Source organism: Nocardioides potassii (genome assembly GCF_021648885.1).
Lineage (GTDB): Bacteria > Actinomycetota > Actinomycetes > Propionibacteriales > Nocardioidaceae > Nocardioides > Nocardioides potassii.
In genome coordinates this window covers 390,908-413,664 of sequence record NZ_JAKJHZ010000007.1, presented here as the reverse complement: position 1 = coordinate 413,664, position 22,757 = coordinate 390,908, and the positions used below count along the sequence as shown (strand labels likewise).

The 22,757-nt window shown below is 70.3% G+C and carries 20 protein-coding genes; 6 read left to right on the top strand and 14 right to left on the bottom strand.

Going from position 1 to position 22,757, the window contains the following annotated elements; genetic code table 11:
- Nucleotides 1–7: 7 nt before the first annotated feature.
- The 5 genes from L2K70_RS12705 to L2K70_RS12685 form a co-directional block, all read right to left on the bottom strand.
- Nucleotides 8–6,058, bottom strand: coding sequence for an Ig-like domain-containing protein (locus L2K70_RS12705; RefSeq protein ID WP_236402484.1), 6,051 nt, complete (start codon nucleotides 6,056–6,058; stop codon nucleotides 8–10).
- 166 nt (nucleotides 6,059–6,224) lie between these two features.
- Nucleotides 6,225–6,869, bottom strand: coding sequence for a helix-turn-helix transcriptional regulator (locus L2K70_RS12700; protein WP_236402482.1), 645 nt, complete (start codon nucleotides 6,867–6,869; stop codon nucleotides 6,225–6,227).
- Between the two features lie 34 nt (nucleotides 6,870–6,903).
- Nucleotides 6,904–9,207 carry an ATP-binding protein gene (locus L2K70_RS12695; protein WP_236402480.1) on the bottom strand — a complete coding sequence of 768 codons (2,304 nt, stop codon included), beginning with the start codon at nucleotides 9,205–9,207 and terminating at the stop codon, nucleotides 6,904–6,906.
- A 242-nt stretch (nucleotides 9,208–9,449) separates the two neighbouring features.
- The gene (locus tag L2K70_RS12690; protein ID WP_236402479.1) at nucleotides 9,450–10,028 is read right to left on the bottom strand and encodes a hypothetical protein; all 579 of its coding nucleotides are present in this window, start codon (nucleotides 10,026–10,028) and stop codon (nucleotides 9,450–9,452) included.
- Between the two features lie 53 nt (nucleotides 10,029–10,081).
- Entirely contained in the window at nucleotides 10,082–10,519 is a 438-nt protein-coding gene (locus L2K70_RS12685; protein WP_236402478.1) for a MarR family winged helix-turn-helix transcriptional regulator, read from the bottom strand.
- 141 nt (nucleotides 10,520–10,660) lie between these two features.
- On the opposite strand from L2K70_RS12685, the gene trxA reads away from it, so the two are divergent.
- Nucleotides 10,661–10,984 carry a thioredoxin gene (gene trxA, locus L2K70_RS12680; protein WP_201933333.1) on the top strand — a complete coding sequence of 108 codons (324 nt, stop codon included), beginning with the start codon at nucleotides 10,661–10,663 and terminating at the stop codon, nucleotides 10,982–10,984.
- 45 nt (nucleotides 10,985–11,029) lie between these two features.
- Here trxA and L2K70_RS12675 read toward each other — a convergent pair whose 3' ends face one another.
- Nucleotides 11,030–11,674, bottom strand: coding sequence for a GNAT family N-acetyltransferase (locus L2K70_RS12675; RefSeq protein WP_236402477.1), 645 nt, complete (start codon nucleotides 11,672–11,674; stop codon nucleotides 11,030–11,032).
- A 42-nt stretch (nucleotides 11,675–11,716) separates the two neighbouring features.
- Here L2K70_RS12675 and L2K70_RS12670 point away from each other — a divergent pair, with 42 nt between their 5' ends.
- Nucleotides 11,717–12,931, top strand: a complete 1,215-nt coding sequence (locus L2K70_RS12670) for a pyridoxal phosphate-dependent aminotransferase (RefSeq protein ID WP_236402476.1) — start codon at nucleotides 11,717–11,719, stop codon at nucleotides 12,929–12,931.
- A gap of 63 nt (nucleotides 12,932–12,994) precedes the next feature.
- Nucleotides 12,995–13,768 carry a lysophospholipid acyltransferase family protein gene (locus L2K70_RS12665; RefSeq protein WP_236402474.1) on the top strand — a complete coding sequence of 258 codons (774 nt, stop codon included), beginning with the start codon at nucleotides 12,995–12,997 and terminating at the stop codon, nucleotides 13,766–13,768.
- A 105-nt stretch (nucleotides 13,769–13,873) separates the two neighbouring features.
- Here L2K70_RS12665 and L2K70_RS12660 read toward each other — a convergent pair whose 3' ends face one another.
- On the bottom strand, nucleotides 13,874–14,881 hold the full coding sequence (locus L2K70_RS12660) for a ParB/RepB/Spo0J family partition protein (RefSeq protein WP_236402472.1): 1,008 nt from the start codon (nucleotides 14,879–14,881) through the stop codon (nucleotides 13,874–13,876).
- Between the two features lie 61 nt (nucleotides 14,882–14,942).
- Complete coding sequence (locus L2K70_RS12655) at nucleotides 14,943–15,740, bottom strand: ParA family protein (protein ID WP_308195803.1); 798 nt, start codon at nucleotides 15,738–15,740, stop codon at nucleotides 14,943–14,945.
- A gap of 9 nt (nucleotides 15,741–15,749) precedes the next feature.
- On the opposite strand from L2K70_RS12655, the gene L2K70_RS12650 reads away from it, so the two are divergent.
- Complete coding sequence (locus L2K70_RS12650) at nucleotides 15,750–15,911, top strand: hypothetical protein (protein ID WP_236402695.1); 162 nt, start codon at nucleotides 15,750–15,752, stop codon at nucleotides 15,909–15,911.
- Nucleotides 15,912–16,101: 190 nt separating this feature from the next.
- Here L2K70_RS12650 and rsmG read toward each other — a convergent pair whose 3' ends face one another.
- Genes rsmG through rpmH form a run of 6 tightly spaced genes read right to left on the bottom strand, consistent with a single transcriptional unit; the run spans nucleotide 16,102 to nucleotide 19,204 of the window.
- Nucleotides 16,102–16,839, bottom strand: coding sequence for a 16S rRNA (guanine(527)-N(7))-methyltransferase RsmG (rsmG, locus tag L2K70_RS12645; protein WP_236402469.1), 738 nt, complete (start codon nucleotides 16,837–16,839; stop codon nucleotides 16,102–16,104).
- Nucleotides 16,836–17,387, bottom strand: coding sequence for a Jag family protein (locus L2K70_RS12640; protein WP_268930491.1), 552 nt, complete (start codon nucleotides 17,385–17,387; stop codon nucleotides 16,836–16,838). Before L2K70_RS12640 ends, rsmG begins: the two co-directional genes overlap by 4 nt.
- A 50-nt stretch (nucleotides 17,388–17,437) precedes the next feature.
- Nucleotides 17,438–18,436, bottom strand: coding sequence for a membrane protein insertase YidC (gene yidC / locus L2K70_RS12635; protein WP_308195802.1), 999 nt, complete (start codon nucleotides 18,434–18,436; stop codon nucleotides 17,438–17,440).
- Complete coding sequence (gene yidD, locus L2K70_RS12630; RefSeq protein ID WP_236402460.1) at nucleotides 18,437–18,694, bottom strand: membrane protein insertion efficiency factor YidD; 258 nt, start codon at nucleotides 18,692–18,694, stop codon at nucleotides 18,437–18,439.
- On the bottom strand, nucleotides 18,691–19,041 hold the full coding sequence (rnpA, locus tag L2K70_RS12625) for a ribonuclease P protein component (protein ID WP_236402458.1): 351 nt from the start codon (nucleotides 19,039–19,041) through the stop codon (nucleotides 18,691–18,693). Before rnpA ends, yidD begins: the two co-directional genes overlap by 4 nt.
- A 25-nt stretch (nucleotides 19,042–19,066) precedes the next feature.
- The gene (rpmH, locus tag L2K70_RS12620) at nucleotides 19,067–19,204 is read right to left on the bottom strand and encodes a 50S ribosomal protein L34 (RefSeq protein ID WP_011758123.1); all 138 of its coding nucleotides are present in this window, start codon (nucleotides 19,202–19,204) and stop codon (nucleotides 19,067–19,069) included.
- A 527-nt stretch (nucleotides 19,205–19,731) separates the two neighbouring features.
- Here rpmH and dnaA point away from each other — a divergent pair.
- Entirely contained in the window at nucleotides 19,732–21,177 is a 1,446-nt protein-coding gene (gene dnaA, locus L2K70_RS12615; RefSeq protein WP_372477486.1) for a chromosomal replication initiator protein DnaA, read from the top strand.
- A 404-nt stretch (nucleotides 21,178–21,581) separates the two neighbouring features.
- On the top strand, nucleotides 21,582–22,715 hold the full coding sequence (dnaN, locus tag L2K70_RS12610) for a DNA polymerase III subunit beta (protein ID WP_236402454.1): 1,134 nt from the start codon (nucleotides 21,582–21,584) through the stop codon (nucleotides 22,713–22,715).
- The last annotated feature ends 42 nt before the right edge of the window (nucleotides 22,716–22,757 follow it).

Genomic DNA, 22,757 nt, shown 5'->3' with positions numbered 1-22,757 from the left:
AGGCGCTCTAGCGCTGTTGACACGTTCCGAAGTCGTTGCCGACGTTGAAGCTCCCAGCGGCGCTCGGACGACCTTCCGAGCTGGAGGGAATGGCCCAACCCCAGTTGCCCGCACCGTCCACCGTGAGCGTCTCGTCCCAGTTCGGGGCGTTCTGGCCGCCGACGAAGCAGTACACCTGTGATCCCGGCCTGAACCTCTCCAGCCGGAGCTCGACGTAGTACCAGCCGTTCGGAGCCTGCTGACCGGTCTTCCGCCACTGGGCGGTTGCATCCGCCCAAGCGGTACCGGCATCTGCGGCCTCAGCGCCCCAGCCAGCCTGGTTCTCCGATCGCACCCGGAACTCGACCCGCTGACCTGGCCCGGTGTTCACGAGCCGGTTGCCGGTGACGCCCACGTTCTCCCACCCGCCGCCGTTGATGCTGATCTGCGTACCGGTTACCGAGCGGCCGTTGCCAGTCGACGAGGCGTTCCACGAGAACGTCACCGCGCGATACCCGTCGGAGTGCGAGACCTGGGGTGCGGTCGGCGGGCCGTAGGCGTTCGCCCCATCGGACCGGGTGTCACCGGCCACACTCTCGCCCCGCACCGTGCTGGTCGCCCAGACCTCGACCGTGACGTTCGTGCCGTTGGGGAACGCTCCGTTGGTGACCGTGCCGCCTCCCGCGGGCAGGGTTCCCGAGGTACCACCGACCCGCCATCGGTAGGTGATCTCGCTGGGGGAGGCCCCGTTGCCCGCTGCTGCCCCGAACGTGATCCGGACGGTGTTGTTCTCGCCCGTCTCCTCCGCCTGGAGGTTGCTGACCGGACCTGGCTTCTGGAAGAAGCGCTGCGGCGCCGAGGCGGGCGACGCGTCGCCCTGACCCGCCTTGTTCGTCGCCCGGACCGTGAAGGTCACGTCGGTGGTCGAGGCGTCCATCAGGACTTCCTGGCTGGTGCCGGTGATGCCGTTCCACGTCCGCCCGTTGCTCGACGCGAGCGTGTAGACGAGGTTGTCGTCCCCGTTTCCGTTGGGCGCGACCCACGTCACGGTGGCGGATGGCTGGGTGGCGTCTGCTGCGCGCTTCTGCACGGTCGGTGCCGCCGGGGCGAACGGCAGGCCGGCCGGGACGATCGCCGCCGAGGCGGGCGACGGGTCGCTCGGCTCCGGGTGGTCGTTGTGGGCGATCACCTGGAACGTGTAGGCCGTGCCGTTGACCAGGTTGTCCACGGTGGCGCTGGTCCCGGTGAGGTTGTCGAGCTGCATGACGCCGGCGGCATTCCCGGGACTCATCAGGATGCTGTAGGACGTCACCGCGCTGAAGTCGCCTACCGGCTGGTTCCACTGCAGCTTGACCGACTTGTCGCCGAACTCGCCGGAGACGCTGCTCGGCGGGTCGGGGCGTTGGTCGGGCTTGACCGGGTTGGATGCTGCCGACTTGTCGGAGGTGCCGATCTCGTTGGTGGCGGTGACGGTGAAGGTGTACTCCACGGCGTTCTTCAGCCCGGTCACGGTGCAGGTGGTCGCCTGGCCGCAGTCGAAGGTGTCGCCGGCCCACTGGGCGGTGTAGCCCGTGATCGGGGAGCCGTTGTTGGGCGGTGCCGTCCAGCTCAGGGTGACGGTGTTGGACTCGATCGCCTGCGCCTTCAGGCCTGTGGGCGCGTCGGGACGGTCGCGGACGGTCACCCGGATCAGGCTGTCCACCTGGCGCGCCGGGTCCTTGGTGGCGTCGCCGACGGAGATCCTGACGTTGAGCTGTCCGTGGGTCGCCTTGTCCGGGGTGATCGTCACGACCGTGCCGGACAGCGAGACCTTGCCGGTCGCGTCGCCGCCGGCCAGGTCGGCGCTCAGCACCGTGATCGGCTCACCGTCGGACGCGAACGGGTTGACGACGAAGTCCGCGACGTCGACGGTCTCCGCGACGCCGGCCGAGGCGTCGGCGATCTCGATCGGACGGACCTGGAGCAGCGGTCGCGTGGACGAGACCACGGTGATCGGCACCTTGGCGGTGACCGGGTCCGTAGACCCGTCCGTCACGGTGACCGCCGCCAGCAACGACGTACCTGCCGGCGTGTCCGACGCGGCCTCGGCTCGCAGGGTCGAGCCCGAGAGCGACACCTTCACCTTCGCGGTGTCCCCCTCCACGGCGCCCAGCTCGAAGGCGAGACGGTCTCGGTCACCCTCGTCGGGATCGGTGACCATCGCCCGGAGGTCGGCCTCGACCGCGTCCTCGCCCGGAGCTACCTGGAGGCCTGTAGGCGTAAACGTCGGCTGGGTGCGGACCTTCTTGGGGTCGTCCTCGTCCTTGGTCGTCGCGGGCAGCACCTCGACCGGGATGGAGAGGGTGGCCACGAGTCCCGTGGCGTCGTCGGCGTCCGTGCCGTCCGTGACCTCGAAGGTGATCGCCGAGGGGCCCGAGAAGGTCCGGTCGGCCGTGAACGACATCGCGCGCTGGCTGGTTGCCTTGGCCACGCCACCCGGCCCGGCCTGCACGGTGTTGCCGAAGGTGAGGATCGGGCTCCGCCCGTCACGTACGACGACGTGGTCGGCGAGCGCGACCTCGACGGTCTTCCCGGCGACGACCTTCACGGCGGGAGCTCCCGGGTCGACGACCGGTCGCAGGTCGCTGGTGCCCGGCACGGTGACGACGGCGCGGGAGGTGAGGCCGTCCACGTCGGTGACGGTGTAGAGGACGACGCGGCGCGCCTTGTCCAGGGTGATCGCGAGCTTGCCGCCCGAGACGGTGACGCCTCGCTCGGTCGAGCTCACCTCGAGGTCCTCCGCGACCCCGTCGGGATCGGAGTCGTTGGCGAGCACGTCCACGCTGGCGGTGTTCCGGCCGAGGGTCTCGGCCGCGGTCACCACGTCGTCACGCGCGATCGGCGCCCGCAGCGGCGCCTTGTCGCGCACCTGCACGGTCAGGACGCCGTCGACGGGCTGACCGCCGGGTGCGTCGGTGATCCGGTAGTAGTAGTTGAGGTCCCCGCTCGAGCCGGGCGTGGTGAGGAGCACCTGGGCACCGTCGGTCCGGGCCTTCGTCCTCGTCGTGCGGTCGGCAGGGGTGACCGAGTCCGGGATGAGCAGCGGGGTGTCCCCGTCGGGGTCGGTGTCGTTGGCGGTCACCGGTACCGAGAGCTTGCGACCGGGCCGCACCTTGACCAGGTCCGCGACCGCGGTCGGGAGCTGGTTGGTGGCCGACGGCGGGGCGATGCCGACCCGGATGCTGCCGCTGGCCTGCGCTCCGCTCGCGTCCTCGACGAGGTAGCGGAACTTGTCCGTACCCGACGACGAGGCGGGGGCGACGTACTTCAGCGATCCGCCCACGACCGACACGACGCCCTTGGTCGGCGCCGGCCGGGCGACACCCAGGAGGGTCACCGAGTCCCCCTCTGGGTCGACACCGTCGGTCGGCACCGGGATGGTGACGGACCCGCCGGCCAGCACGCGGGCGACCAGCGGTCGTGGCGTGGGCGGGGTGTTGGGCGCGTCCTTCGGGACGACGGTCACGGTGATCGTGCCGGAGGTGTAGTTCTCCGCGGAGTCGAAGACGGTGTAGGTCACCCGCACGCGCCCGGGCTCGTTGCCGGCCTTGAACCGCACGTCGCGACCGGCCACGAACGCATCCCCGGCGAAGTCCTGGGGCAGCAGCTGCAGCCTGGGCCCGATCCGGAGCTCGAGGTTGGCCGGTGACCGGTCGTTGGCGAGGGCCGGGATCGTGACGATGTCACCCGCACGCACCGTGGCCGAGTCGTCCTCCACGATCGGCGCCTTGTCCGAGCCCGGGTCCGGGATGGGCACGACCGTCACCTGCGCCGACGACGAGGCGGCGCCGTTGGAGATGGTGTAGGTGAATGCCACAGGCGCCCGCAGCGAGCCGACGGCCCGCACCCGGACGAACTCGTGGTTGACGATGTCGAGCTGCAGCCGCGCCTCCGGCGGGGCCGAGACCGACTGCACCACCAGCACACCACCCGCGGGGTCGTAGTCGTTGGACAACACCGGCACGAGCACCGACTGTCCCGCCGGCAGGAGCGCCAGGTCGTTGTCGGCGACCGGCGGCTCGCCGTTCTCGGTGCCGTCGACGACGTCGACGCGCACGATGTTCTTGGCGGTCGACGGACCGTCGGAGACGGTGTACTCGACGTAGACCGTCCCGGCTCTGGACCCGGTGAAGGTGAAGGTCCCGGCGGCCGGATCCATCAGGACCTTGGCACCGCCACCCGGGCTGGGCACCTGCGCGAGCCGCAGCTCGTCGCCGTTGGCGTCCGTGTCGTTGTCGAGCGGACGCACCGTCGTCTCCTCGCCGACCACCGCGATGACGTGGTCGGCGTTCGCGGTCGGGGCGACGTTGTCGGAGCTGCGCAGGTCGATGTCGAGGGTGCCGGTCGCCGTCTCGCGCCCGTCCGAGACGCGTACGTCGACCTGGTGCAGGCCGGGCTTCGCACGGCCGAGGTCGGTGATGGTGACGGTGCCGTCCTCGCGGCTCTGCGCGAGGATGTCGTCGGTGCCCTCGACCGACTCGAGGTAGATCGGGTCGCCGTCGGGGTCGATCCAGTCCTGCAGCAGGTTGTACTTCACCTCGGCGCCACCGGCGACGACCACCACCGAGGCGCGGTCCTTCCGCACAGGCGCGGCGTTGACCGACCAGGGGTGGACCTCCACCTGCACCCGAGCGGTCGCGGGCTTGCCGCGGCCGTCGGCGGCGGCGTACTCGAACGTGTCGGCACCGGCTGCACCGGGACCGGTGACGATCTGGAGCGCCTCGCCGCCGCGCACCGGCAGCACCGTGCCGATCCGAGGATCCTCCTCGGCGGACGCGGTGAGCACGTCACCGTCCTGGTCGGTGTCGTTGTCGAGCACCGGAAGCGTGGTCGAGCGCCCCGGGCGTACGCCGTAGGAGTCCGGGTTGGCCTTGGGCGGGTGGTTCTGCTCGGAGCGGTTCGCGTTGAGCTGGAGGTCCTGCTCCTCGGTCTCCTCCTTCTTCTTCTCCTCGTCCTCGACCTGGCCGAGCAGGTCGTCCCAGTTGGCGACGAGCTGCATGTTGTCCTGGGCGAGGAAGGAGTCGCCGTTGTCGGTGCTGTTGAGCACCACGACGTCGCGGTTGACCCGGAACACGGGCGCGGTCGAGCGGCGCAGGCGCTCGACCTCCTGCACCTTGTCGTCCGCGCTGTCGTCGCACACGCGCTGGGTGTGACCGCTGCCGCCCCACGCGGCGTAGGTGCAGCCGGCGAGCCGCACCGGCGGCGCCGGGGTGCCGGCCTCGGCCGCGCCGTCGGGCACCCGCATGACGTCGCCACCCGACAGCGGAGCGAGGAGGAGCGTGTCCGGCGAGGACAGCGCCACCGTCTGGCTCGCGTCGCCCGGAGGCTGCAGCACCAGCTCGTCGGCTCTGTCAACCTTCGTCGTCTCGTCGAGCGTGCGGACCTCACCGGCCGCGCGGTCGAGCAGCACCGGAGTCGCCCCCACCGCCGTCAGGTCGAACTCGCCGGACGTGAGCGCGCCGAACGAGCCGACCTTCGTCGTCGTCCACCCGGTCGTCCCCGGCTCGATCGAGCTCAACGCGCCGGAGTCGCCGACGACGAAGATCGTGCCGTCCTTGCCCACGGCGGCCCGAGCCCCGACCGCCTTGGTCAGCGTCGGCTCCTGCTCTTCACTGAAGCCCTCCACCTCGTCCGCCGTCAGCGCCCACACCGCACCGCTGACGGGATCGGAGATCGCGACGCTGTCGCCACCCTGGCGCACGTCGAAGCCGGCCGGCACCACTGCCGCTGAGCCCAGGGCGGGGGTCGCGGAGTCGACGGGGGTGACCGTCCCACTGCCGGTGTCCTGCAGGGTCACCGTGTTGGCTTCCTGCATCACGTCGAACTCCGGCGAGGTGGCCGTCACCATCGCGTCGAGGGTCATCGACGGGTAGTTGAGGTGCCCGACGACACGCTTGTCGAGGTTGGTGACCCACACCCCACCGTCGTGCAGCTCGAGGTCGGACGTCGGCACCCCGTCGTAGAGCGTGGCCATCATGCCCACACCGAGCGTCAGGGCTGCGAGCACAGCCTGACCGCGGTGGTGTCCGCGAAGTCGCATTCCTACCCCGTCGTGCCTGCCGGTCGCTCCTCCCCCACGGACGAGCCGCACTGAGGATCACCGACACGCGTGGGCCCTGTCGCTCCCCACAAGTGGGGACCGGCCACGTGGCCCGAAATCAGGACGTCGGCGCCGCGCCGGGCGACAATGCCGAGCTCAGCACGAATCAGATCCAGCCGTCGCGACCGGCCTCGCGCACCAGGCTGCCGGTGTTCGTCACGTCGCGGTCGGCCTCCATGTACTTGGCCCGCACGGACTTCAGATGCGCCCGCACCGTCTCCTCGGCGACCTTGAGCCGGGAGCCGACCTGGCGCTGCGTCAGTCCGTCGCGGAGGTTGCTGAGCACCTCCACCTCACGCGTCGTCAGCCTCGGCACGATGTCGGCGTCGCTGATCAGCGCCTCGGCCAGCACGCTGCTGCACACGAACTCGCCCGCGAGCGCACGTCGTACGACGCTGATGAGCGCCTCGGTGCCGTCGTTCTTGAGCACGACGCCGTGCACGCCGAGCGCCAGCGCCCGCCGCAGCGGCACGGGCTTCTCCTCCGCGGTGTGCAGCACCACGACACCCGCCCACTGGACGAGCATCGGGATGTGCTCGAGCACGACCTCGTCGTCGCGGCCGAGATAGAGGTCGAGGACCAGCGCATCGGGTCCGGGTGACGACGGGTCGACCTCCGTGACCGCGGCATACACGCCTGTCATCACGAGCTCGTCGGAGTGGCGCGCGACGGCGGCCGCCATCCCGTCCCGGACGACCTCCTGGTTGTCGAGGACGGCGACGGTGGCGCGGCCAGTCCGCTCAGAGGTCATGAGGAGTGGATACCGGTCGCGCGCGGCACTGTCTCTACCCTGAAAGGGGGAGGTCGTCGACGAGCAGCACGGCGCGGAAGGCGTCGACGTCTGCCTCGAACGGGGACGGTCCCGTCGTCCTGAGGCGCTCGATGTCACCGACGTGCGGGGCCGGGACGACCGAGATGCGGACGTGCCGCTCCGACGGCGCCGGCGGCGACACGATGATCCGGCGCCCATGGGAGACAGGCAGCAGGCCGCGCAGCACGTCTCCGACGGGACGCTCGAAGCCGCCTGGCACCAGACCCGCCCGCAGCTCGACGGCTCCGCCTCGTGACCGGAAGTGGGCGACGTCGGCACGCAGGGAGTCATCGAAGAAGCCGGGCGCGTAGAGGTCGTCGCGGGCGGCGACCGCCAGGAGGGTCGCCTGCTTCCTCACCTCGTCCGTGTCCGGGTCGAGCAAGCCGTCGGCAACGGCTTCGAGCCAGGGCAGCACCTCGAGGCGGACGTGCGCGAAGTAGAGGTCGGTCATCGCTGCCTGCCACGCCTCCACCGCCCGCCGGTGCTCGAGCGTGCGCTCCCTCGCCTGCTGCTCCTCCAGTGATCGGCCCTGCCGGCGGATGAGCGAGCCCAGCACCATCGACGGGACCGGACAGGTGATGACGGCGTTGAGCGACCCCCACGGGACCAGCCCTGCCGTCAGCTCGGGCCTCAGCACCGGCGCGACCAGCACGACGCCGATGTGTGCCAGCAGGACCACGCAGGCCACTGACGTGGGGAGGCTCAGGACGAACACCACCAACGGCAGGGCGCTCATGCCGATCGACCACGACCTGAAGTCGAGCATCGCTCCATCGGGGAGGAGGGCGATCCCGATGACCTGCAGCGCGATGGTCATCGACGCGATGAAGACCACCCAGCGGGTCCCGGGGGCGCCCCGTTCGGCGCTCCGGATCACGAAGGCCGTGGCGAGCAACCAGCCCAGTCCGACCGGGAGAGAGGTCCAGAGCCGGGGATCGATGACCACCGCGTGGACGGCGATGACGCACCACGCAGTCCCCAGGGGGATCGCCACGGCACGCGAGAGCGTACGGACCGAGCCGAGGCCGTCGGTGGTGCGACCGTGGGCGTCGAGCAGGCGGCTCCCGACGCGCTGCTCGCGCGGCAGCACCAGGACGAGCGCTGCCCCTCCGTCCGGCCGGGGCAGCAGGGCCGACCTGCCGCCGACCTCGGCGAGGGGCCGCTCGACCGACTCCTGGAGCCCAAAACCCCTGCTGTGCGACGGGGCGAGACCGACGCCGCGGTCAAGGACCTCGAACCGTGTGACGTCGCGGTCGGAGGAGATGCGCAGGGTGACCCGGTCGGCCTTCCCGTGTCGCGCCGAGTTGCGGACACCCTCGGAGCTCGCCCTGAGCAGCGCGGCGCGCTGCGCGTCGGACAGCCCGGGCAGCCTCTGCGGACGGCCGACGACCGACACCTCGACCGGGATCGGGGAGGCGTGCTGGAGAGCGTCCACCAGCACTGCGTAGGACTCCGGCAGACCGTCCGGTCCGCGGACCTCCCGGCGGTCGTCGCCCTCATCCTCGTCGCCGGTGCTCGCGATGACCGCCAGGATCGCGTCGACGGTCGCACGGCACTGGCGTCGGATCCGGTCCGCCGGGGCGACACCGTCCGAGACCAGGTGGAGGGTCCCGAGCACGTCGTCGTGCAGCACGCGGCGGCTCGTCGTGCTGGCCCTCAGCTCGGCCTCGGCGTGGACCAGCTCCAGCTCGCGGGCGCGGTTGTCGACCGACATCGCCTCGGTGGCGATGGCGCTCGCCTGCATGGCGTTCACCATGCCCACCGCGGCCGCCGCGGTTCCGAGGGACAGGACGGTCGCGTCGAGGGACAGGCCGCTCGTGGGCAGGCCGAGGAGCCACTGCGTGAGCACGTGGACCCCGCTCAGCAGCGCCACCAGTGCCATGGCCCGGATGAGGGGGAGCAGCCGGGCCGCCATGACGCCGACCGCTGAGAGCACCATCCCCACCGTGCTGTCGTTCGGAACGGGATCGATGCCCAGCGACGGGGTCGCTAGGAGGAACGTGACGCACAGCATGCCCAGGAGCCACCGACGCTCACCGACCCGGAAGACCGTGGTCGCCGCGGTGAGCAGCACCAGGGCGATGACGGTCCGCACTGCGAAGGTGGGGGTACCCGGGCCGATCCGCCCGATCCAGGGCAGCACCGAGAACGCGCACAGGCTGACCAGGATGGCGGTGTGCGCCCCCAGGATGCTCCGGTACATCCGGTACGCGCTGCCCGAGGTCGTCGACGGGACCGGCGGGGGCGTGGTGACGGCAGCCCAGACAGGCCAGGACACGGCGGGCCCCCCGAGGTCGTCAGGCGATACGAGGGCTCGATGCTAGGTCGGTGCACGCCCGTGCACCCCCCGAGTCTCAGCGCTTGATGGATTCTTTACCGTCCCTGTGACATCCCCACTTTCGGGACCAGACGTCGCGCAACGGTCCCCCTGGGGTGACCGTCACGGGGCACGCGGAGGAGACCGCGACCACGGGGGTCTCGCGGTCTTCTCCGCTCCTCCTCGGCCCTCCCGGAACCTCGTCAGACACCCTGCCTGATCGTCCGCCTGAGCAGCTCAGCCACCTCGCGCGGCTCGTCGACCCAGAGGCCGACGCGCCCGACGGTCGTGGGGCCGTGCAGCGTCTCGAAGGTTGTCGGAGCGGTGAGCACCAGCTCGAGGTTGGTCCGGCTGCTGACGCCGACCAGCAGCACCGCCTCGTCGCCCTCGCCCTCGACGTGCACCGACCGCAGCAGCCCCGGGAGGTCGTGGCCGGCCGAGCGGACGCTCGCGATCCGATCCAGTGGTACGTCGACGCGGGCGTGGATGCCGTCACGCACCTGGAGCGACTCCTCGCCGAGCAGGTGCGGCCGGGTGCGATAGGCCGCCATCAGGCCGAGCATCCAGACCAGGCCCCACACGCCCACCACCAGCAGCGGGATCCGCAACGGCGTCCACCACCGGCTCAGCAGCACGTCGAGGACGACGACCTCGGTGGCCGAGCCGAAGATCCAGAGCCACAGCATGGGCGCCACGAGCCGGGAGTAGCCGATCGGCGTCGTGCCGGCCGGCACGTCCGGGCGCCGGGTCACCCAGCGTCCGAGCGCCAGGTAGAGAGTCACCTCGAGCCTGAGGGCCGACCACGCCAGCCGTCGCACACGTCGCACGAGCTCCATCACGCCTTCTCCATCAGCCGGGCGAACCGCTGGGTCGTCTCGTCGAGGACGTCACCGAAGACCGCGAGCCGGCCCGGGTCCACGTCGCCGAACAGCTTCGCGGCGAGGTCCGCGTGCGAGGCGGCAAGGCCGTCGACGGTGCGCGTGCCGAGCGCCGTGAGGGTCACGAGCGTGGCCCGCCGGTCGCTCGGGTGCGGTTCCCGCGTCACGTGTCCGGACGCGACCAGACCGTCGACGAGGCCGGTCACGTTGCGGGGCGTCACGTCGAGGGCCTGCGCGAGCGCCTGCTGGGTCGTCGGGCCGCTGGCGCCCAGCACCCACAGCAGGTGGACCCGCGCCGTGCTGAGCCCCTCCTCGCGCTCGAAACGCGCGAGGTCTGCCTGCACGAGCGTGGCCAGGAGCAGCACCCGGTCGAGGACGACGGTCGTGTCGGTCATGTAGTGAACATACTTCACGATGTCTCCACTGCACCATTCGCTGGCCGGGAACAACTGTCGGAGGGCTGGTGTTGGGTCGTCTGTACTAAGCCTCCGAGCTGACACCCCGCACCCGCGCGGGCACTACGAAAGGGAATCCCCGTGGCCAACATCGCCGCTGTCACCGACGCCGAGTTCGAGACCCAGGTCCTGAAGTCGGACAAGCCCGTCCTCGTCGACTTCTGGGCGGAGTGGTGCGGCCCGTGCCGCCAGGTCGCCCCGATCCTCGACGAGCTCAACGCCGAGCACGGTGAGAAGCTCACCTTCCTCAAGATGAACGTCGACGAGAACCCGGTCACCCCCTCGTCCTACCGCGTCACCGGCATCCCGACGATCAACGTCTACCAGGGTGGCGAGGTCGTGAAGTCCATCGTCGGCGCCAAGCCGAAGGCCGCGCTCCTCAAGGAGCTCGAGGGCCTCATCTGAGGTTTCGAGGCTCGCTTCGCTCGCACCTCAACCAGCGAAGCACGATCAGTCGCTCGAGGCGGCCCGCACCGATCCGATCGGGCGGGCCGCCTTCTGCGTGGGGCGTACGGCGCCCCACACCCGCTCGAGCGCGAGCTCGACCTCGTCCTTCCAGCTCAGCGCCGTGCGCAGCTCCATCCGCATCCGCGACGTGGTCGGGTGCGCCCGCTGGGTCTTGAAGCCCACGCCACCCCAGAACTCCGTCGGCAGGACGCACCCGTCGGCCCGCCCCCGCGTGTCGCCGTACGCCTCGATCGCGGTGTGGCCGCGCTGGACCAGGTCGGCGGCCATCGCCTGCACCAGCAGCCGCCCGAGCCCGCCGCCGCGCAGTCCCGGCTCGATCCACGCGGTCGCCGCGATGATCGCGTCGGGTGAGGCCGGAGCGGTCGGCAGGACCGCCGCCCCGGGGAGGTACGCCGCCGGCGCGTAGACGATGTGCCCGACGGTCCGGCCGTCGATGCGTACGACGCGACCGCACGAGCCCCACTCGCGGAGCACGCCGGAGAGCCAGCTCTCCTTCTCGGCGACGCGCTCCTGCTCGTCGAGGCGGGCGCGGTCCACCGGCCCGAGCTCCCAGAACAGGCACGACCGCACCGGGTCGGCCAGCTCCGCGAGGTGGTCGACCGTCAGGCGTGCGGTCTTGCGTGACACGCATCCCATGCTACGGCGGTTCGCGGCCTGCGAGGATGAGGCGTGCGCCCGATCCGACAGAGCAAGAAGCTGCAAGGTGTCCGCTACGACGTGCGCGGGCCGATCCTCGTCGAGGCGCAGCGGCTCGAGGCGGAAGGCCACCGGATCCTCAAGCTCAACATCGGCAACACCGCGCCGTTCGGCTTCGAGGCACCGGAGCAGATCCTCGCCGACATGATGCACCACCTGCCGCAGTCGCAGGGGTACGCCGACAGCCAGGGCATCTGGTCGGCTCGCACCGCGGTCATGCACTACTACCAGTCCCATGGGCTGCGTGACGTCGGCGTCGAGGACATCTACATCGGCAACGGCGTCTCCGAGCTCATCTCGATGGTGCTCCAGGCGTTCGTCGACGACGGCAACGAGATCCTCGTGCCCGCTCCCGACTACCCGCTCTGGACCGGCGCCGTCACGCTCGCCGGCGGCATCCCGGTGCACTACCGCTGCGACGAGGACGACGACTGGAACCCCGACCTCGCCGACATCGAGTCGAAGATCACCGAGAACACGCACGCTCTCGTGATCATCAACCCCAACAACCCGACGGGCGCGGTCTACAGCGAGGAGACGGTCAAGGGGCTCGTCGACATCGCACGCCGCCACCAGCTCGTGGTGATGGCGGACGAGATCTACGAGAAGATCCTGTTCGAGGACGCGCAGCACCACCACGCGGCGACGTACGGCGGCAACGACGTGCTGACGCTGACGTTCTCCGGGCTCTCGAAGGCCTACCGCGTCTGCGGCTACCGGGCGGGCTGGGTGATGATCTCCGGTCCCAAGGAGCTCGCCACCGACTTCCTCGAGGGCCTCACCCTGATCGCCAACATGCGGATGTGCGCCAACGTGCCGGCGCAGCACGCGATCCAGACCGCCCTCGGGGGCTACCAGTCCATCGAGGAGCTCATCGGTCCGGGAGGGCGGTTCTACGAGCAGTCGATGCTCGCCCACCGCCTCCTCAACGAGATCCCCGGTGTCAGCAACGTGAAGCCACGCGGTGCCCTCTACTGCTTCCCGCGGCTCGACCCGGCCGTCTACCCCATCGAGGACGACCAGGACTTCGTCATCGAGCTCCTGCGCGCCAAGAAGATCCTCGTCACGCACGGGACCGGCTTCAACTGGCCCACGCCCGACCACTTCCGCCTCGTCACGCTCCCCGAGGCGAGCGTGCTGGAGGAGGCCATCGGGCGGATCGCCGACTTCCTCGCCACGCGGCGCTGACGGTCCGTGAGTCCCTCGTCACCACCCCTCGCGTGCGGGGTGGTGCGACCCTAGGCTTCGCCCATGCGCGACGTCACCTACCCCCCGATCATCGTGACGGCCAAGGTGGGGTTCCGTGCCCTCGGCCAGACGTTCCAGATGACCGGGACCGAGCACGTGCCGCGCGAGGGCGGCGTGCTGCTGGCGTTCAACCACATCAGCTACGTCGACTTCATCTACGGCGGCTTCGCCGCACACCCCTCGCGCCGGCTGGTCCGGTTCATGTCCAAGCGCGAGCTGTTCGACCACCGCTGGGTCGGCCCGCTCATGCGCTCGCTGCACCACATCGAGGTCGACCGTGGCGAGGGGATCGCCAGCTTCCACACCGCCGTGGACTACCTGCGCCGGGGCGAGGCCGTCGGCATCTTCCCCGAGGCGACGATCTCGCGGTCGATGGAGCTCAAGGAGTTCAAGTCCGGAGCCGTACGGATCGCGGCGGAGGCCGGCGTCCCCATCGTGCCGGTCATCCTCTGGGGGACCCAGCGGATGATGACCAAGGGCCACCCGCGCGACTTCTCGCGCGGCAAGACGATCGCCATCAAGGTCGGCGAGCCGATGCACCCCACGGCCGCCAACCCCGTGGCCGAGACGGCCGAGCTCCGCGCCCGGATGAGCGAGATGCTCGCGGAGGTCGTCGCCGGCTACCCCGTCGACGAGCAGCCGCCCGGCTCCTGGTGGGTGCCGGCCTCGATGGGGGGTACGGCGCCGACGCCCCAGGAGGCGGTCGCCCTCGACGCCGCCGAGAAGCGCGAGCGCGCCCGCAAGCGGGCCGAGAAGCGCGCGAAGCGGCGGAAGTGACTCATCGACAGATCGCTTTGTCGGTAAGTCTATTTGATGTTTTGTCGACATTGATGTGCAGCGGTGCCTGACAAGCCGCCGCGATCCCGCGCCAGCGCGGAGGCCTCAGATCGGGCGGTCGCTGCGGTTCCGGGGATCCATGATGTCGACGATCCGGCGGAGGTCGTCGAGGCTGGCGAACTCGACGGTGATCTTCCCCTTGGCCTTGCCGAGGTCGACCTTCACGCGCGTCTCGAGGCGGTCGGAGAGGCGGTCGGCGAGCTCGGCCAGGCCCGGCGCGACCGGCTTGTTGCGGACGACCCGGGCGGGGGCGTCGGGCTCGACACCCATCGAGACGATCTCCTCGAGGCCTCGGACCGAGATGCCCTCAGCGGTGACGCGGGCGGCGAGCTTGTCCTGGAGGGCGGGGTCCTCGACGGCGAGCAGCGCCCGGGCGTGGCCGGCGGACAGGACGCCCGCCGCGACGCGACGCTGGACGGCCGGGGAGAGCCTGAGCAGGCGGAGCGTGTTGGAGATCTGCGGGCGCGACCGACCGATCCGCTGGGCGAGCTCCTCGTGCGTGCAGCCGAAGTCCTCGAGCAGCTGTCCGTACGCAGCCGCCTCCTCGAGCGGGTTGAGCTGCGAGCGGTGGAGGTTCTCCAGCAGCGCGTCGCGCAGCATGTCGTCGTCGTCGGTCTCCCGGACGATCGCGGGGATCGTGTCGCGTCCGGCCTCCTGCGAGGCGCGCCACCGACGTTCTCCCATGATGAGCTCGTAGGACTCGTCCCCGGTCTTCCGTACGACGACCGGCTGGAGCAGCCCGATCTCGCGGATCGAGTGGACCAGCTCCGCCAGCGCCTCCTCCTCGAAGACGTGCCGCGGCTGCCGTGCGTTGGGACGCACCTGGGTGATCGGGAGCTCGGCGAAGTAGGCGCCCGCCACCATCTGCGGAGTCACGTCGGCGGCTGCGCCGCCGGCGCCGTTCGTGTCGCCGACCGGGGCGGTGTGCGGGGAGTCGGGGCCCGGCACCTCCACCGACGACGCCGAACCCGCAGGAGGCTGGTGGGTCGGGGCGGTCGGGATCAGGGAGCCGAGACCGCGGCCGAGGCCGCGACGGGGCGGGTTGGCGTTCATGCGGGGTCCTCGCGGCGTTGTTCGGGGGAGCGGAGTGGCGGAGAAGAACGTCGTGGGGTGCTCATGACTGGGGTGCTCCCTTGCTGGCGATCTCACGGGCGGCCTCGAGGTAGGACAGCGCCCCGGCCGACGCCGGATCGTAGGTCATCACGGTCTGGCCGTAGGACGGTGCCTCCGAGACCCGTACCGAGCGGGGCACAGCGGTCTTGAGCACCTGGTCGCCGAAGTGGCCGCGCACCTCCTCGGCCACGCCAGCCGCGAGCCTCGTGCGGGCGTCGTACATCGTCAGCAGGATCGTGGACACGACCAGCTGCGGGTTCAGGTGCTGGCGGACCATCTCGACCGTCTCGAGCAGCTGACCGAGACCCTCGAGGGCGTAGTACTCCGCCTGGATCGGGATGAACATCTCGCGACCGGCCACGAGGGCGTTGAGGGTGAGGAGCCCGAGCGAGGGTGGGCAGTCGACGAGCACGTAGTCGAACCGATCGTCGCCGATCTCGTCCGCCGTGCCGACGAGCGGGTGAGCGTTGATCGCCCGGGCGAGCCGCTGCTCCCGGGCCACCACGCTCACCAGCTCGATCTCCGCGCCCGCCAGGTCGATGGTCGCCGGCACGACCCACAGGCCGGGGAGGTCGGCGCACTCGGTCACCGCCTCGGCCAGGGGACGGCCGTCTACGAGCATGTCGTACGTCGACGGGACGCCGCGGTGGTGCTCGACGCCGAGGGCGGTGGAGGCGTTGCCCTGCGGGTCCAGGTCGATGACGAGCACTCGTTGGCCGAGCTGCGCCAGGCCGGCGGCGACGTTCACTGTCGAGGTCGTCTTGCCGACCCCGCCCTTCTGGTTCGCGACGACGAGCACGCGTGTCGCATGCGGGCGAGGGACGCCCTGTCGACGAAGCCCGCCGGAGCGAGCGAGCACGGAGTGCTGAGCGGCCTGCGCCAGGGGAGTGCCCGCGTCGGCGTACGGGTCCGGCTGCTCGGCGAGGTCGGCCGCGGTACGTACCTGCCACGACGGTCGTGTTTCACGTGAAACAACCTCGGGTGTTTCACGTGAAACGCCCTCGGCGCCCCCATCCCCTTCATCCACCATCTGTGGAGAAACGGACTGGTCCTGTGGAGAACCCCGCTCAGCAGGCGTGCTGGCCGCGGTGGAAAACTCTCGTTCCGGTTGCTCGGAGGCGTGCCGCCCACCCCATGCGTCAGGGTTGTTGTCACTCACGTCATTGCGCCTCTCGTCGAGTTCTGCGTCGCTTCTTCTGCTGACGACCGCGATCCGGGATCCGGGCAAGCGGCCAACCTATCCGGCTCGGATCCGCCCAGGACACCCGCAGCACGGTCGTCGGTGGGTCGACGACGTCGCGCCCCAGCTCGACCACCTCCGGATCGCTGCACCTCCAGGTCTCGAGGAGACCCCGGGCTGCTTCCACCTCTTCGTGCACCGACCTCCCCTTCATCGCCACCAGCGCGCCGGTCGGCGCCACCAGAGGCATCGACCAGCCGAGCAACCGGTCGAGGGGGGCGACCGCTCGCGACGTGACGATGTCGAACGTCCGCTCACCATGCAGGTCCTCCGCTCGGCCTCGGACGACGTCCACGTGGTCGAGACCCAGCTCGTCCACCACCTCGGACAAGAACGTGGTGCGCCGAAGCAGCGGCTCCACCAGCGTCATGGTGACGTCAGGACGGGCGATCGCCACGACGATGCCGGGGAGGCCGGCGCCGGTGCCGATGTCGCAGACCGTGGCGCCGGACGGGATCGCCTCGCCGAGCACCGCGGAGTTCAGCACGTGCCGGTCCCAGAGCTTGTCGGCCTCGCGAGGACCGATCAAGCCACGGAGGACTCCCTCGGTTGCGAGGAGCTCGGTGTACTGCTCGGCCACGGACAGGCGGTCAGACGTGAACGCCCTCCGCGCCGCCTCGGGCACGGAGGGCGTTTCACGTGAAACGTCGTCGCTCACGCCGGAAGGATCACCACGTGACGCTTCGGCTCCGCGCCCTCGGACTCGGACGACAGACCGGCAGCCGCCACGGCGTCGTGGACGACCTTGCGCTCGAAGGCGCTCATCGGCTCGAGGGCGAGGGGCTCGCCCTTCTCCTTGACCTCGGCGATCGACGTCTCCGCGAGTGCGACCAGACGGGTCCGCTGCTCGGCACGGTGGCCGCCGATGTCCAGCATGAGGCGCGACCGCTCGCCGGTCTCGCGGTAGACGGCCAGCCGGGTCAGCTCCTGGAGCGCCTCGAGCACCTCGCCGTTGCGTCCGACGAGCTGCTGCAGGTCCGCTCCGTCGATCTGGACGCTCGCACGGTCGCCCTCGACGTCCATGTCGAGGTCACCGTCGAGGTCGGCGATGTCGAGCAGCTCCTCGAGGTAGTCCGCGGCGATGTCGCCCTCGGCCTCGAGGCGCTCGATCTTCGACGGCCGGCTCGAGGCAGCCTCGGCCGTGTCGGTGGGGGCGTCGTCGATCTCGACGGTCGCGCCGTCGGTCGTCTGCTCAGTCACGTGCAACTCCTGCTTCACTCGGGACGCGGCGCCGCAGCACCGCCGAAATCGTGGGGTCAGCGCTTCTTCTTCTTGGTGGCGTTGCCCTTGGTCGGGGGCTTGCCCGACGCCTTCGCCTGGCGCTGCGCCTTCGTCTGCCGCTGCGGCTGCTGGCGCTGGGGCTGCGGGGTGTCCTCGACCATGACCGCCTGCGAGGCCGGCGTCGCCTCCGCCGCGGGCAGCTTGCCCTTGGCGCGGTCCCGCTCCTCCTTCGCCTTCGCGGCGGGGGTGCCGGGCGCGGGGTTGTTGCGGATCACGTAGAACTGCTGGCACATCGTCCACAGGTTCGAGACCGTCCAGTAGACGAGCACGCCGATCGGGAACGCGATGCCGCCCACCGCGAAGACGACGGGGAGCACGTAGAGCAGCATCTTCTGCTGCTGGGCGTAGGGACCGGACAGCGCGTCGGCCGGCATGTTCTTGCTCATCAGCTGGCGCTGGGTGAGGAACGTCGTCGCCGTCATCGCCACGACGAGGACGGCCGCGAGGATCATGACCTCGGTGACGCCCTTGGTGTCGAGGAAGGTGCCCGACACCGGGATCTTGCCGAAGAGCTTGGCGTCACCGAACTGCTGCGCAAGCGTCTCGTTGAGGAACCCGTGCGCCTTGCCCTTCTTCGAGGCCTGGTCGAGCATCCGGAACAGCGCCAGGAAGATCGGCATCTGCAGCAAGATGGGCAGGCAGGAGGCGAACGGGTTGGTGCCCGACTCCTTGTAGAGCGCCATCGTCTCCTGGGCGAGCCGCTCGCGGTCGTGGCCGTACTTCTTCTGCAGCTCACGCACCTTGGGCTGGATCAGCTGCATGTTGCGGCTCGACTTGATCTGCTTGACGAACAGCGGGATCAGCGCGGCACGGATCGTCAGCGTGAGACCGATGATCGACAGCACCCACGCGGCGCCGCCGGCCTCGTCGAGGAACATCGAGAAGAACTTGTGGAAGCCCACCAGCACGAAGGACACCGCGTAGTAGAGCGGCACCATGATCGCGTGGCCGATGGATCCTAGGAAGTCGAGCACTCAAGCTCCTCGAGTTGCAGGTGACTGGTCCGCGGCCGGCGTGGCGCGGGAGGGAACGGGGTCGTAGCCGCCGGCCGCCCACGGGTGGCAGCGAGCGATGCGGCGTACGGAGAGCCAGGTGCCACGAACGGCCCCGTGCTGCGTGACGGCCTCGAGGGCGTACGCCGAGCAGGTGGGGTGGTAGCGGCACACCTGGCCGTAGAGCGGGCTGATGGCGAAGCGCCACGCACGGATGAACCCGATCAGGAGGTGCTTCATGACGGGCTCACGCGGGCGAGCGTACGACCCAGGTCGTCACCCAGCGCGGCGTACGACGCCTCGGCTGCGGCAGGCAGCGCGCGTACCACGAGAGCAGCACGACCCGGAAGCTCCTCCAGCGAGGGGAGGTGCTCCCGGGTCAGGTGTCGAAGTCGTCTCTTCACACGGTTGCGTGTGGCGGCGTTGCCCACGGCCTTGCTGACGGTGAACCCCACCCGCGCCGGTCCGTCCCGCTCGGGGTCCACCCACAGGTGCACCACCATCGTGGAGCTGCCGGCACGCCGTCCGCTGCGGACAGCGCGACGGAAGTCGTCGCTGTCGGTCAGGCGATGGACAGCGGGGAGCACACGCGTCGCCGCGAGCCCGGGGCCGTCAGACGGCCAGGCTCTTGCGGCCCTTGCGGCGGCGGCTGGACAGGATCGCGCGGCCGGCGCGGGTCCGCATGCGCAGACGGAAGCCGTGCACCTTGTGACGGCGACGGTTGTTCGGCTGGTACGTACGCTTGCTCACGGGTATTTCTCCGAAGGTTTCGAGGGATGTCCACTCCACAGCGAGATCAGTGCTGGCGTGCTGCGTTGCTTCGGCCGGCACCGCCCACCCACGCGGCCGCCTGGTGGCGGATCGTGGACATGCGGCACCCGTCGACATGGAGCGACCGGCCAACGGTACGCGGTGGCGGAAGAGGGGGTCAAACCCGCGGGCACCGCCCCCGGCCGTGCCTGTGGATGACGTCTTGCCGGGGACCGCGCGGGGTTGTTACGTTCCGGGTGCCGCGACTTCCTCGAAACCGCGGTCCCACCAGGGATCACAGCGTACGGTGTCCCGGGTCATACGCCCTGCCACAGTGCCTCTGACCTGCACAGATGAACGGCGGGACCACCGGTGGCAGCAGGTCGGGGCGGCCGGCCCGAGGGGTCGGGACGGGCAGTTCACAGCTTGTGGACAACTCTGTGGACGGGTCCACGAGGTGCCCCGGGGAGAGCCCCACGACCACGCACGACAAGCGCACGACGACAGTGACAACGAAGGCGGCCCGGGTGGACGACCAGCAGGTAGATCTCGGGACGGCGTGGCAGCAGATCGTCGAGGACCTCCAGCCCAACCAGCGCGCCTGGCTGCGGCCCAGCGTGCCGATGACGCTCCACGAGAACACCGCGATCATCGCCGTCCCCAACGACTTCACGCGCAACCAGCTCGAGGGCCGCCTGCGCAACCACATCGAGGACGCGCTCACCGAGGGCTTCGGCCGCGAGATCCGGATGCTCGTCACCGTCAACCCCGCCCTCGAGTCGGACCCGCCGGCCGAGCAGCCGCTCATCGATGAATCGACAGATGGATCTGTCGCTTTGTCGACATTCGAGGCGCCGGTCGAGCCCGCGGCCCCGACCGCCCTCGCCGAGAGCCACGAGCCCGCCAGCAATGGCGAGCGGCGCGCGTCGGTGCTCGAGACCCGCCTCAACCCCAAGTACACCTTCGAGACGTTCGTCATCGGCTCGTCCAACCGGTTCCCGCACGCGGCCGCCGTCGCGGTCGCCGAGGCGCCCGGCAAGGCGTACAACCCACTCCTCGTCTACGGCGACTCCGGCCTCGGCAAGACCCACCTGCTCCACGCGATCGGCCACTACGTCCGCAGCCTCTACAGCAACGCGAAGGTGCGCTACGTCTCCAGCGAGGAGTTCACCAACGAGTTCATCAACGCGATCCGCGACGACCGGCAGGACCGGTTCAAGCGGCGCTACCGCGACGTCGACGTGCTGCTCATCGACGACATCCAGTTCCTCGAGGGCAAGACCCAGACGCAGGAGGAGTTCTTCCACACCTTCAACACGCTCCACAACGCCAACAAGCAGATCGTGCTCACGTCCGACCGCGCCCCCAAGCGGCTCGAGGCGCTCGAGGACCGGCTGCGCAACCGGTTCGAGTGGGGCCTGATCACCGACGTGCAGCCCCCGGACCTCGAGACCCGCATCGCGATCCTGCGCAAGAAGGCGGCCATGGATCGCCTCACCGCGCCGCCGGACGTGCTCGAGTTCATCGCCTCGAAGATCCAGACCAACATCCGCGAGCTCGAGGGTGCCCTGATCCGGGTCACCGCCTTCGCCAACCTCAACCGCCAGGAGGTCGACATGACCCTGGCGGAGATCGTGCTGAAGGACCTGATCCCCGAGGGCGGCGAGCCCGAGATCACGCACGCCCTGATCATCGCCCAGACGGCCGCCTACTTCGGCGTCTCGCTCGAGGACCTCACCGGCCCCTCGCGCGGGCGGCACCTGGTGATGGCGCGCCAGATCGGGATGTACCTCTGCCGCGAGCTGACCTCCATGTCGCTGCCGCAGATCGGCCGCGAGTTCGGGGGCCGCGACCACACCACGGTGATGTACGCCGACCGCAAGATCCGCCAGCTCCTCGCCGAGCGTCGTGCCGTCTTCAACCAGGTCAGCGAGCTCACCAACCGGGTCAAGATGCAGGCACGCCAGGGCTGAACCGGCCCGGCCGGCCCACGTGTGGAGAACATGTGGTTCGGGTCCGTTGTTCGTCCCCAGCCCCTGTGGACGGCCCGGGACGAACCACACGGACCCGTGTCGTCTCCACACACCGCACCAGCCGGTCCCGCACGCTCCACACCTTCCGTGCACAGGGGCTGAGCGCTCTGACCTGCACGAACAGCGGTTGTCCACAGTTTCCACGGACGCTATGACCACTATGGACCTAGAGACTGGTCCGATCACCCACGAACGACGAACGACCGCTCCTCTGGGGAGAACCCTGCCGCAGCGTCGCGGGCGCGTGGCAGGATGCACTTCCCACGCGGCCTCGCGTGACCCCGTGCTGCGCCCGCAGCGCCCCACAACTTGTCGTGAGCAGCTCTCTCGCTGAGGAGACCCTTGTGAAGTTCCGCGTCGAACGCGACGTCTTCGCCGATGCCGTTGCCTGGGCTGCCCGCAGCCTCCCGGTCCGTCCCAGCTCTCCGGTCCTGGCAGGACTGCTGATCGAGGCGAGCGACGCCGGCCTGGTGCTGTCCACCTTCGACTACGAGACCTCGGCCCGGGCGACCCTCACCGCCGAGGTCATCGACGAGGGCAAGGCGCTCGTCAGCGGCCGCCTCCTCGCCGACATCTGCCGCAGCCTGCCGGCCAAGCCCGTCGAGCTCACCCTCGAGGGTCCGCGCGTCTCGCTCACCTGCGGCTCCGCGCGCTTCAGCCTGCAGACCATGCCGGTCGACGACTACCCGACGCTGCCGGAGATGCCGTCCGCCACCGGCACGGTCTCGAGCGCCGACTTCGCGCACGCCGTCGCCCAGGCCGTCACCGCGGCCGGCCGCGACGACATGCTCCCGGTCCTCACGGGTGTCCGGATCGAGATCGACGGCTCGACGATGGCGCTGCTCGCCACCGATCGGTTCCGCCTCTCCCACCGTGAGCTGACCTGGAACCCCCAGTCGCCCGACGAGTCGGTCGCTGCGCTGGTCCCCGCCAAGGTGCTGGGCGACACCGCGAAGTCGCTCACCTCAGGCGCCGAGGTCACGATCGCCCTGTCGTCCGGTGGTGCCGGCGAGGGCCTGATCGGGTTCGAGGGCACCGGCCTGGGCGGCGTACGGCGGACGACCACGCGCCTGCTCGACGGAGAGTTCCCCAAGGTGCGCTCGCTCTTCCCGGCCGAGCACCTCACGGTGGCCAAGGTCAACAAGGCCGAGCTGATCGAGACCGTCAAGCGCGTCGCGCTCGTCGCCGAGCGCAACACCGCCGTGCAGATGAAGTTCGGCGAGCACCAGATCGTGCTCGACGCCGGCTCGGGTGACGAGGCGATGGCGACCGAGGCGGTCGACGCCGACATCACCGGCGACGACCTGACCACCGGCTTCAACCCGCAGTTCCTCCTCGACGGCCTCACCGCCATCGACGGCGAGTTCGTCGACCTGGCCTTCACCCAGTCCACGAAGCCGGTCGTCATCTCCGGCACCGACGCCGACGACAGCCAGTCGTTCCGCTACCTGCTGATGCCGCGCCGCCTGCTCTCGTAGTCGCCGGCATCGCTGCGCGGCACTCGACCACCGGGGCGGGGG

Bases quoted from the DNA above. Each gene is read 5' to 3' on its own strand.
- L2K70_RS12705 (WP_236402484.1), bottom strand. From the start codon at position 6,058: ATGCGACTTCGCGGACACCACCGCGGTCAGGCTGTGCTCGCAGCCCTG.
- L2K70_RS12700 (WP_236402482.1), bottom strand. From the start codon at position 6,869: ATGACCTCTGAGCGGACTGGCCGCGCCACCGTCGCCGTCCTCGACAAC.
- L2K70_RS12685 (WP_236402478.1), bottom strand. From the start codon at position 10,519: ATGACCGACACGACCGTCGTCCTCGACCGGGTGCTGCTCCTGGCCACG.
- L2K70_RS12665 (WP_236402474.1), top strand. From the start codon at position 12,995: ATGCGCGACGTCACCTACCCCCCGATCATCGTGACGGCCAAGGTGGGG.
- L2K70_RS12660 (WP_236402472.1), bottom strand. From the start codon at position 14,881: ATGAACGCCAACCCGCCCCGTCGCGGCCTCGGCCGCGGTCTCGGCTCC.
- L2K70_RS12650 (WP_236402695.1), top strand. From the start codon at position 15,750: ATGCGGGCGAGGGACGCCCTGTCGACGAAGCCCGCCGGAGCGAGCGAG.
- yidD (WP_236402460.1), bottom strand. From the start codon at position 18,694: ATGAAGCACCTCCTGATCGGGTTCATCCGTGCGTGGCGCTTCGCCATC.